The sequence below is a fragment of the Nonomuraea aridisoli genome, assembly GCF_003236395.1.
GTDB classification, from domain to species: Bacteria; Actinomycetota; Actinomycetes; order Streptosporangiales; family Streptosporangiaceae; genus Nonomuraea; species Nonomuraea aridisoli.
On sequence record NZ_POUD01000499.1, the window covers coordinates 1 to 2,690 of the forward strand.

General features: G+C 71.6%; 3 protein-coding genes. All 3 read left to right on the plus strand.

Features of this window, described 5'->3' with window-relative positions:
* The coding region (locus C1J01_RS47405; RefSeq protein ID WP_328589758.1) for an SURF1 family cytochrome oxidase biogenesis protein at positions 1-405 on the plus strand (405 nt) is incomplete at its 5' end.
* A gap of 10 nt (positions 406-415) precedes the next feature.
* Complete coding sequence (locus C1J01_RS47410) at positions 416-1,159, plus strand: tyrosine-protein phosphatase (protein WP_111185653.1); 744 nt, start codon at positions 416-418, stop codon at positions 1,157-1,159.
* A gap of 148 nt (positions 1,160-1,307) precedes the next feature.
* On the plus strand, positions 1,308-2,504 hold the full coding sequence (locus C1J01_RS47415; RefSeq protein ID WP_111185651.1) for an amidohydrolase family protein: 1,197 nt from the start codon (positions 1,308-1,310) through the stop codon (positions 2,502-2,504).
* Positions 2,505-2,690 lie beyond the last annotated feature (186 nt).

A 2,690-nucleotide genomic window follows, 5' to 3' on the forward strand; every position in this document is an offset into this window, starting at 1 on the left:
GCCCCGCCCGAGGTGCCCCCGCCGCCCGCCGGCCAGGTGACGGTGACCGGGCGGCTGCGGCCCAGCGAGACCGAGGAGTCCAGCGGCATCAGGGAGCGCTCGGGGCTGCCGCCCGGCCAGGTGCTGCTGATCAACTCTGACGCGATCGGCAAGGGGCTGCCGTACACCCTGGTGGGCGGTTACGTCGAGCTGACCGAGCAGCGGCCGCAGCCCGCCACGGCGCCCGCACCCGTGCCCGAGCCCGACGTCGGCGCGGGCGGCGGGCTCAACCTCGCCTACGGCATCCAGTGGTGGTTGTTCATCGGCATCGCCATCGGCGGCTGGATCATGCTGATCCGGCGCGAGGTGGCCGAGCGCAAGACCCAGACCGCCGAGGCCCGGGAGCCGGAGACCGCCGCCAATTAGGGTGTGGAGGGTGATCCGCCACATTGAATTCGCCAATCTGTGCAATTTTCGTGACGTAGGTGGATATGCCGCCATGGACGGCCGCACCGTCCGGTGGCAGCGGCTCTACCGGGCCGACTCCCTCGGCCTGCTCGCCGGCGACGACCTGACGGCCTTCCGCGCGCTGCGCGTCCGCAACGTCATCGACCTGCGCCACGCGTTCGAGGTCGACAAGCACGGGCGGGTGCCCGAGACGGAGGGGCAGCTCTACCACAACCTGCCGATCGAGGGGCGCCGCTGGGACGTCGCCGCCTACACCGACGAGCTCGGCGTCACCCGCTTCCTCGCCGACCGCTACCTGGAGGTCGCCGAGGACGGCGTCGCCAACCTCAGGACGGCCCTGGAGACCATCGCCCGGGCCGACAACGCGCCCGTGGTCGTCCACTGCGCCGCGGGCAAGGACCGTACGGGCATCCTCACCGCGCTCGTGTTGTCGCTGGCCGGCGTGAGCGAGGACGACATCGTGGCCGACTACGCGCTCACCGGCCTGGCCACCGAGCGCTTCATCGCCGACTGGCGCCGCCGGCACGGCGACGCGGAGCTGTGGCCCGGCTTCGGCCTCGCGCCCGCCGACACCATGCGCTTCTTCCTCGCCGACCTGACCGCCCGGCACGGCTCCATCGAACGGTACGTCACCCAGGTGCTCGGGCTCACCGCGGACACGATCGCCGAACTGCGCGCACATCTGCTGACTGAACCGGCCGGAAACGGGTAGTGGGGCGATCCCCGCGTGTCGAGCGGGCCCGGCACTCCCGGGATCGCCCGTCGTCCCCCTCCCCGGCGGTCCCGGGTCGGGGCCCCAGACACCGAACGGATACGCCGCAGCTTGTTCCACGTGATGCCGCCGTCGTACGGTTACGTGCGTGACTACGCCGCTGCTCCCCGATCCTGAACCCAGGCGGCGCGACTATGTGATCATCTCCGCCGACGATCACCTGATCGAGCCGCCCGACCTGTTCGAGGGCCGCCTGCCGGAGAAATACGCCGACGTCGCGCCCAAGGTCGTGGAGACCGAGGCCGGTCACCAGGTCTGGCGCTACGGCGGCGCCACGTACCCGTGCGCCGGCATCGACGTGGGCGCCGGGCTGCCCCGCGAGCAGTGGACGCTCGACCCCGTGCGGTTCGAGCAGATGCGCCCCGGCTGCCACGACATCGAGGCCCGCGTCCACGACATGGACGTCGCCGGCATCTGGGCGGCACTGTGCTTCCCCGGCATGCTCGCCGGCCAGTCCGGCATGCCGTTCGCCAGGACGCGCGACCAGGAGCTGGGCCTCGCCCTGGTCAGGGCGTGGAACGACTGGCACATCGACGTCTGGGCCGGCACCTACCCCGAGCGCATCATCGGCCTGCAGCTGCCCTGGCTGCCCGACCCCGACGTGGCCGCCAAGGAGATCCGCGCCAACGCCGCCCGCGGCTTCAAGGCCGTGGTGTTCCCCGAGTTCCCGACCCGGCTGCGGCTGCCCTCGATCCACTCCGGACACTGGGACCCGTTCTTCGCCGCGTGCGAGGAGACCGGCACCGTCGTCTGCCTGCACACCGGCGACTCGTCCTGGTCCCCGGTGCCCTCGCCCGACACGCCCATCGAGGCGATCACCACGCTGATGCCGACGAGCGCCATGTTCGCCTGCGCCGACTGGCTCTGGTCGGGGCTGCCGCTGCGTTTCCCCGCGCTGCGCATCCTCATCGTCGAGGGCGGCGTGGGCTGGCTGCCCATGCTCGCCGAACGCGCCGACTACGCCCTCGACCACCCCGTCGCCGGCGAGGCCCAGTGGGAGGGCGGCCTGAAGCCGAGCGAGGTGCTGCGCCGCAACTTCTTCTTCGGCACCCTCGACGACCAGGCCCTGTCGGGGGTGCGGCTCGCGGTCGGGCTCGACCACGTGCTGCAGGAGAGCGGTTATCCCCACTCCGACTCGACCTGGCCCGACACCCAGCAGTCGGTGGCCCGCAACCTCGGCGCGCTCCCGCCCGCCGACATCGCGAGGGTCGCCTACGGCAACGCCGCCCGCCTCTTCGGTCACCCGCTGCCTTCGCGCGCCTGGCTGCTGCGGGAGGAGCTCTAGCCCCAACGCCGTTCAGTTATGGCTGGGGTAGCGGCGTCAAGGGCTGGCCGGGATCATGTTGATGCTGATGGTGGCTTTGTAGGTGGTCCGGTCGATGGCGGGTCCGCGGGCGTTGTATTTGGAGATCGCGCGTTTGACGATGCGGTCTTTGGTGCGGACTCGCCGGGCGGGCAGGAGCTGGGCCAG